Annotated in this window: 9 protein-coding genes; 4 read left to right on the top strand and 5 right to left on the bottom strand. The window is 74.3% G+C overall.

Annotated elements, in window-relative coordinates:
• From ABYE80_RS15075 to ABYE80_RS15065, 3 genes are all read right to left on the bottom strand, one after another.
• A partial coding sequence (locus tag ABYE80_RS15075; protein ID WP_372791109.1) for a hypothetical protein occupies positions 1 to 389 on the bottom strand: 389 nt, incomplete at its 3' end.
• Positions 376 to 1,062: a thiamine phosphate synthase gene (gene thiE / locus ABYE80_RS15070; RefSeq protein ID WP_372791108.1), complete on the bottom strand. Its 687-nt coding sequence runs from the start codon at positions 1,060 to 1,062 to the stop codon at positions 376 to 378. The genes thiE and ABYE80_RS15075, both read right to left, overlap by 14 nt.
• A 48-nt stretch (positions 1,063 to 1,110) precedes the next feature.
• Complete coding sequence (locus ABYE80_RS15065) at positions 1,111 to 3,066, bottom strand: potassium transporter TrkA (RefSeq protein ID WP_372791107.1); 1,956 nt, start codon at positions 3,064 to 3,066, stop codon at positions 1,111 to 1,113.
• 91 nt (positions 3,067 to 3,157) lie between these two features.
• Here ABYE80_RS15065 and thiO point away from each other — a divergent pair, with 91 nt between their 5' ends.
• The 4 genes from thiO to ABYE80_RS15045 are packed head-to-tail and all read left to right on the top strand — an operon-like array spanning position 3,158 to position 5,844.
• Positions 3,158 to 4,327 (top strand): glycine oxidase ThiO, encoded by a 1,170-nt coding sequence (gene thiO / locus ABYE80_RS15060; RefSeq protein ID WP_372791106.1) that lies wholly within the window; start codon positions 3,158 to 3,160, stop codon positions 4,325 to 4,327.
• A complete protein-coding gene (gene thiS, locus ABYE80_RS15055; RefSeq protein WP_372791105.1) occupies positions 4,324 to 4,533 on the top strand; it encodes a sulfur carrier protein ThiS in 210 nt (69 codons plus the stop codon). The genes thiO and thiS overlap by 4 nt, the downstream gene beginning before the upstream one ends.
• A gap of 10 nt (positions 4,534 to 4,543) precedes the next feature.
• Positions 4,544 to 5,350, top strand: coding sequence for a thiazole synthase (locus ABYE80_RS15050; protein WP_372791110.1), 807 nt, complete (start codon positions 4,544 to 4,546; stop codon positions 5,348 to 5,350).
• Positions 5,347 to 5,844, top strand: a complete 498-nt coding sequence (locus tag ABYE80_RS15045; protein WP_372791104.1) for an ester cyclase — start codon at positions 5,347 to 5,349, stop codon at positions 5,842 to 5,844. Before ABYE80_RS15050 ends, ABYE80_RS15045 begins: the two co-directional genes overlap by 4 nt.
• Positions 5,845 to 5,866: 22 nt before the next feature.
• On the opposite strand, the gene ABYE80_RS15040 is transcribed toward ABYE80_RS15045, so the two are convergent.
• Both ABYE80_RS15040 and ABYE80_RS15035 read right to left on the bottom strand, forming a co-directional pair.
• Positions 5,867 to 6,289 carry a plastocyanin/azurin family copper-binding protein gene (locus ABYE80_RS15040; protein ID WP_372791103.1) on the bottom strand — a complete coding sequence of 141 codons (423 nt, stop codon included), beginning with the start codon at positions 6,287 to 6,289 and terminating at the stop codon, positions 5,867 to 5,869.
• 124 nt (positions 6,290 to 6,413) lie between these two features.
• The coding region (locus ABYE80_RS15035) for a hypothetical protein (protein ID WP_372791102.1) at positions 6,414 to 7,037 on the bottom strand (624 nt) is incomplete at its 5' end.

Below are 7,037 nucleotides of genomic sequence, written 5' to 3'. Positions count from 1 at the left end.
CCGAGGATCGCCCAGTAGCGGTGCTTGTACATGCCCACGGCGGCGATGAGCAGGATGATGCTGAAGAGGGTGACGCCGACGTAGTTCGACGAGCTCGATCCGTCCTCGGACGCGATCTCGTACCCCGAGAGCGCGAGCGCCACGTTGGCCGCCGCCAGCACGACGCACGTGACCATCGCGGCCTTCAGCGGCCGCGGGTGCTCGTCCGGTGCGAGCGGCACGAGCTTGGCCCGGAGCTCGGCGTTGCGGGCCTCGGTCCGCGCCTGCCGGTCGGCGTACGCGACGGCGGGATCCGCGGCGCGGGTCTCCTCTGCGGACGGCGGAAGCCGGCGCGGCGCCGCCTGCGCGTCGCCCGGCACGCGTCCCGCCTTGCGGCTACGTCGTCCCAACGGGGGTCTCCTCGGTGATGGCTGCCCGCAACGCGCGGGCGGAGCGCTCGGCGGCGGCGGGGTCGGACGCGTCGGTGATCGCGCGGACGACCGCGATGCGCCGCGCTCCCGCGGCCCGGACGGCGTGCACGTTCGAGAGGTCGATGCCCCCGATCGCGAACCAGGGCAGGGTCGCGGCGGACGCCGCGGCGTGCCGGACGTAGTCCAGGCCCACCGCCGGGCGCCCGGGCTTCGTCGGCGTCGCGTGGACCGGGCCCACCCCGACGTAGTCGGCGCGATCGAGCCAGGCGCGGTCGAGGTCGTCAGCGCTGTGCGTCGAGACGCCGACGAGCACCGACGGGCCGGCGAGTGCCCGGGCCTCGTCGACCGGCAGGTCGTCCTGGCCGACGTGGACCGCATCGGCGTCCGCGGCTCGCGCGAGGTCGGGGCGGTCGTTCAGCACGAACAGCGCCCCGGCCGCGCGGCAGGCACGACGGACGACGGCGGCCGCGTCGAGCAGGTCGGCGTCCGAGTCCGCGTCCTTCATGCGCAGCTGCACGAGATCGACGCCGCCCCGGACGGCCGCGGCCACGACGTCCCCGAGGGGGCCGGCCGCCGGCGTCGCGCCCGTCACGAGATACAGGCGGGCACGGGAGAGCTGGGCGAGGCGGTCGCTGCGGGACGGGGACGGCATGCGCTGCCCAGGGTACGGAACGTCGTGCGGCGCGGACGTGTCGCCGGCTCAGTCCTCCGCCAGCACGATCAGCCGATCGCCGGGCTCGCAGGCGAGCAGCTCCGACTTCGCGACGTTCAACCGCACGCCGAAGGCTGCGTCGGGATCCTCGGCCTGGGCGATGTGGCGGTACCCGATCGCCGACTCGCCGCGGGCGGCGGCCGACGCGACCAGCGTGGCGAAGGTCACCGGTGCTCCCGCGGACACGTAGGCGGCCGCGTCGCGCAGGTACACCTCCGAGCCCTCCGCGTTGAACAGCTCGTCGAACACCTCGGCGAGGTGCTCGTTCTCGGAGATCTGGGCCAGCAGGAGGCTGACGATCTCGTCGCTGACGATGACGTCATCGACCTTGGTGACCTGCGCGAGCGCCCGGTTGCCCTCGTCGAGCATCTCGGACGCGATGGTGACGTGCTGCTCGGCGTCCGCCGTCAGCTCCCGGAGGTGCAGCAGGGTGACGAGCGTCCGGGCGTCGGAGCGCTGCGCGGGCATGTCGTCGTCGGACATCACGATGACGTGGTTGAACGAGCACACGTCCAGCGAGGCCAGCGTCGCGCGGTCCGTCGTGATCCCGGCGCGCGTCTGCACCGTCACGCGGCTCAGGCTGTGCGTGCGGGACGCGACGGCGTCGAGCTTGGCCTCGTCGGCCGCGAACAGCACGGCCTCCGAGCCGGGGGCGAGGAACTCGTCGAGCTCGCGCAGGACGGTCGGTGTCCGCCGGTTGACGCCGATGATGAGCGCGCGGTGGGCCAGCGCCGGCTCGTGGCGTCCCGCGGTGATCCGCGTCGCGTCGACCGCGCCGATCGCGGGTGCCGCTGCCAGCAGCACGCTGTCGTCCTCGGCCACCGCGACGATCTCGTCCTCCGGGCCCAGCACGGTGTCGGCGGGCGGGTTCACCGTCACGCCCTCGGCGGTCCGCACGCCCATCACCGCGCAGTTCTCGTAGGCCAGCAGCGCGTCCGCGTAGGTTCGCCCCGTCAGGCCGGCGTCGTGGCGGAAGTAGATCTCCTCGCCGTCGAAGTCCAGCAGCTCGACGTACACGGCGGCGGCGCCGGCCTGACGGGAGGTCTGCACGATCAGCCGGGCGATGGTCTCGCTCTTGTCCAGCAGGACGGCCTCGCTGCCGCCGACGAGCGCCGCCGCCTCGAGGTTGGCCGGGTCCTCGATCTCGGCGACGATCCGGTAGGGCTCCACCCGCCGGTCCGGGCCGCGGGTCAGCGCGAGGATCGTCTTGATGACGCTGGCGTCGGGGTCCTCCTCGTCGGGGGACAGGACGATGATCGAGCGGCACTTGTGGTGGTTCGCGATCGCGAGGTCGCGGAGGTCGATCGGGCTCCCGGTCCGGCACACCACCTTGGTCGTGCGCAGATCACCGACGCGCTCGCGGATGGCGTCCTCCATCTCCACCTTGTCGCGGTCGGCGAGGATCACGATCACCGGGTCCTTCTCGCTCTCGTTGGCCACGGCGAGCTCCGAGACGATCGTGAAGATGGTGTCCGACCAGCCGAGGATCACGGTGTGGTCGCGCTCGAGCACCATCGAGCGGCCCTTGCGCAGCTCGACGAGGCGCTCGTCGAGGCTGGTGGCGAGCACGCCGATGAAGGCGCTGAAGATCACGATGCCGCCGGCCGTGACCACGAGCCCGAGCACGATGTAGCCGGTACCGGTGTCCCCGGCCACCGTGCCGCTGTCGATCGTGTGCAGCAGGGCGTTGTACGCGGCCGTGATCGGGTTGTCGGTCGGGCCGGTGCCGACGATCACGGCGACCGCCGCCGTCAGCAGCACCATCACGACGACGGCGAGGCCCAGGTAGCCGAGCAGAGCGCTCGGTCCGCGAGCCATCGACGCGTCGAAGGCGTACCGGGCACGGTCCCGCCACGTCGGCTCCGGGCGGGGTTTCACGCGCGTCGGCAGCGGTGTGGCGACGGCGGCTGCGCGCTGGCGCCGGAGACGGGACGATGTGCTCATGGAGGTGGGCGAGACTACGCACTCCCCGCCCCGATTGCACCGAATTTCCGTCCAGAGCGGACCGGCCGCCCCCGGCTACGATGACCGCACGGTGTCCGACCACTCGTCCCCAGATGTCGTCGTGCTCGGCGCGGGTCTCGCCGGCCTGGGTGTGGCGTACCGCGCCGCCCGGCTCGGAGCCCGGGTCGTCGTCGTGGATCGCGACCGGGTCGGGGCCGGCGCCTCCACGGTCGCGGCGGGCATGCTCGCGCCGGTGGCCGAAGCGGACGCAGGGGAGCGCGACCTGCTCGCGCTCGGGCTCCAGAGCGCGGCGCGCTGGCCCGGGTTCGCGCGCGAGCTGCAGGAGCAGAGCGGCGTGGATCCCGGCTACCGGGAGCTCGGCACGCTGGTCGTCGCCCGGGACCGGGACGGCGCCGAGGCCCTCGTCCGCGAGGCCCAGTTGCGGGAGGCGCTCGGCGCTCCGGTCCAGCGGCTGCTGCCGTCGGCGGCGCGCCGTCTCGAGCCGGCGCTGGCCCCGTCGATCCGCGGCGCGCTCCTGGCCCCCGACGATCACGCCGTGGACCCACGCGCCGCGCTCGAGGCGCTCGCGACCGCCGCACGCGCCTGCGGGGTCGTGGTCCGCGAGCGCACCACCGCGACCGGTGTCGCCGTCCACGACGGCCGCGTCGCGGGGCTCGATCTCCAGGACGGCACGCGCCTGGCCGCCGAGTCGGTGGTCCTGGCCGCCGGGGCGTGGTCGGGGTCCCTCCGCGACGCGCTGCCCGCGGAGGTCCGTGTGCCCGTGCGGCCCGTGAAGGGTCAGCTCCTGCGTCTGCGCGGCCGCGTGGGCGCCGCCGCGGCGCAGCAGGTCCCGGTCCTCGAGCGCGTGGTGCGGTTCGACGCCGGATACCTCGTCCCGCGCGAGGACGGCACGGTCGTGCTGGGCGCGACCATGGAGGAGCAGGGCTTCGACACCCAGGTGACCGCCCTCGGGCTGCACGAGCTCCTGCGCGACGTGCACGAGGTGGTGCCCGGCGTGCTCGAGCTCGCGGTCGAGCAGGCGCTCGCAGGCCTGCGGCCCGGCACGCCGGACAACGCACCCCTGCTCGGGCCGCACCCCGCCCTGCCCGGCCTGCACCTCGCGACGGGGCACCACCGCAACGGCGTCCTGCTCGCCCCGATCACCGCCGACCTGGTCGCGGCCGGGCTGACCGGGACCGGCGCGCCGATCGCCCCCGCGTTCGCGCCGGAGCGGTTCTCGACCGCGGGGTTGGCCGCGTGATCGTCCTCAACGGGCATCCGGCGCCCGACATGCCCGTCGGCATCACCGTCGCCGAGCTCGTGCGCCGCGTCGCCGGGGTCGACCCGGACGGGCGCGGGGTCGCGGTGGCGCTCGACGCGACCGTGGTCCCGCGTGGGTCGTGGGCGACCACGACCGTGCCCGACGGTGCTCGCGTGGAGGTCGTCGGCGCGGTTCAGGGAGGATGAGCGCGTGGACCTGAACACCGCGACATCCGACACGCTGCGCATCGCCGACCGCGAGCTCCGTTCCCGGCTGGTGCTCGGGACCGGTGGCTTCGCCCGCATGGAGACGCTCGCGGACGCCGTGCGCGCCAGCGGGACCGGGATGGTCACCGTCGCCCTGCGCCGGATCGACCCCGAGATGCGCGGCTCGCTGATCGACACGCTCGACGCGTGCGACGTCGATGTCCTGCCCAACACGGCCGGCTGCTTCACCGCCCGCGACGCGGTCCTCACCGCACAGCTGGCTCGTGAGGCGTTCGCGACCGACTGGGTCAAGCTCGAGGTCATCGGCGACGAACGCACGCTGCTCCCGGACGCCCCCGAGCTGCTGGCCGCCGCCGAGCAGCTCGTCGCCGACGGCTTCACGGTGCTGCCGTACACCACGGACGACCCGGTGCTGGCCCGCCGGCTCCAGGACGTCGGCTGTGCGGCCGTGATGCCGCTGGGGTCGCCCATCGGATCGGGGCAGGGCATCCTCAACCCGTACAACATCTCGCTGATCGTCGAGCGCGCGGACGTGCCGGTGGTCCTGGACGCCGGGGTAGGTACCGCGTCGGACGCCGCGCTGGCGATGGAGCTCGGCTGCGACGCGGTCCTCTGCGCCAGCGCGATCAGCCGCGCCCACGATCCCGTGGCGATGGCCCGGGCGATCCGCGCGGGGGTGCAGGGCGGGCGCCTGGCGCGCCTGGCGGGCCGCATCCCTCGACGCACCTACGCGCTGGCCTCGACGGCCACCGAGGGCGTCCCCGAGTTCGACCCGACCTCGGTCCCCGGCGCATGAGCGCCGCGCCGGGCGAGGCCGTCCTCGACGGCTGGGAGAGCGCCTGGTCGGGGCGTGACGGCAGCGCGTTCGCGACGGTCTGCTCGCCGGAGATCCACTACGAGGACCCGGTGCTCGATCAGCCCATCGAGACCGTCGAGGGCCTGGCCGGTCACGCGGCCCGCCTGTGGGCGGCCTTCCCGGACGCCCGGATGGAGACCACCGCCCAGCGGCTGTGGAGCCCCGACGGGCGGTTCGGCTGCGCTCCCGTCAAGCTCCTGGCCACCCACAAGGAGGAGCTCGCCGGCCTTCCCGCGACCGGTCGGTTCCTCGTGCTCCACGCGGTCTTCTACGTCGAACTGGACGAGCGCCGGGAGCGGCTGCTGCGGGTCCGTGGCTTCTTCGACCGCTACGACGCGGCCGTGCAGCTGGGTGTCATGCCGGCCCGCGGGACCCTCGGCGAACGGGCGCTGCTGATGCTGCGCGGCTTCGGCTGGAGCCGCGGCGCCACCTGAGGCGGGGCCGCGGCCGCCGCGATCACTGCACGACGTCGATGGTGCCGGTCATCCCCGGGTGGATCGTGCACTCGTACTCGATCTTCCCGACCTTCTCCGCCGTGTACTCGTAGGTCCCACCCTCGCCGAAGAGCTCGGACTTGAAGTCCGCGCCGCTGGTGGCGACCGCGTTGTGGTCGACGGGGTCCACGTTCTTCCACGTGACCGTGTCCCCGACCTTGACCGTGATGTCACGGGGCTGGAAGCGGATGCCCTTCATCAGGACCTCGCCCGGCGCCGTGTCGGGCGCGGCGACCGTGCCGGTCTGCGGCGCGGTGGTGGTCTGGGCGGGGGTCGCGGCGCTGGAGCCGTTGTCGCCGTTGTCGTCGTCGTCGCCGCAGCCGGCGGCGAAGCCGGCGAGGGCGGCGACCGCGAACAGCGCGGTCAGGAGGCGGGGCGGGGTCATGCGGAACTCCTCGTACGGGGAGGGACGGGAACGGAGCCCGTCTGGACTCCTGTACCTACGGACGCTCGACGGGTTCCGGTTCATCCCAGCTTCACAGAAATCTCCGGGACGGAACAGGTTTTCGTCAGCGCCCTCCCGGACGCAGGACGGTGACCCGCAGCGGCGGGTGGTCGCTCAGCCGGCGGGTCAGGCCGTCGACGGAGCGGGCGCGGCGCAGCGTGTGCCCGTCGCCGGCACCCGTGAGCCCCGGGCCGGCGAGGACGTGATCGACGCTCCGCGAGGCCACGACGCGCAGAGGTGACAACGTGGGCTCGCGGTCGTTGAGGTCCCCGCCGAGGATGCTCGCCCCGCCCGCGGACAGGCCGAGCAGCCAGTCCGCCGCCCGGCGCCCGTCGGCACGCGCTCGCGCGACCGGGATCGCCTGGCTGGCGTGCAGGTTCGCGACCCACAGGGTCCGTCCGGCCGTCAGCTCGGCGGCGGCACCGCCCCGCAGCGCGACGGCCTGGGCGACACGCCGCTCGGGGCAGCGCGTCAGCGTGGTGCGGCGATGGTCGACCACCACGCCGGCGCCGGTCCGCACGAGGACCGCGTTGGCCCCTCCGCCGTTGGACTTCAGGAGGTCCGGACGCCGGGTGGCGATCGCCCGCCGCAGGGGCAGCAGGAGGTTGCGCGAGGTGAGGACCGTGCGGGCCCAGTCCGCGCCCGCCGCGCGTGCCAGCGGCGGCGCCCACCACGGGGGCACCTCCTG

This window comes from Paraconexibacter sp. (assembly GCF_041602235.1).
Lineage (GTDB): Bacteria > Actinomycetota > Thermoleophilia > Solirubrobacterales > Solirubrobacteraceae > Paraconexibacter.
The sequence above is the reverse complement of the archived record's forward strand: the minus strand, read 5'-3'. Positions and strand labels throughout refer to the sequence as shown.

Excerpts from the sequence above, each read along its gene's own strand:
- ABYE80_RS15065 (WP_372791107.1), bottom strand. The coding sequence starts at position 3,066 with ATGAGCACATCGTCCCGTCTCCGGCGCCAGCGCGCAGCCGCCGTCGCC.
- ABYE80_RS15045 (WP_372791104.1), top strand. The coding sequence starts at position 5,347 with ATGAGCGCCGCGCCGGGCGAGGCCGTCCTCGACGGCTGGGAGAGCGCC.
- thiE (WP_372791108.1), bottom strand. The coding sequence starts at position 1,062 with ATGCCGTCCCCGTCCCGCAGCGACCGCCTCGCCCAGCTCTCCCGTGCC.
- ABYE80_RS15040 (WP_372791103.1), bottom strand. The coding sequence starts at position 6,289 with ATGACCCCGCCCCGCCTCCTGACCGCGCTGTTCGCGGTCGCCGCCCTC.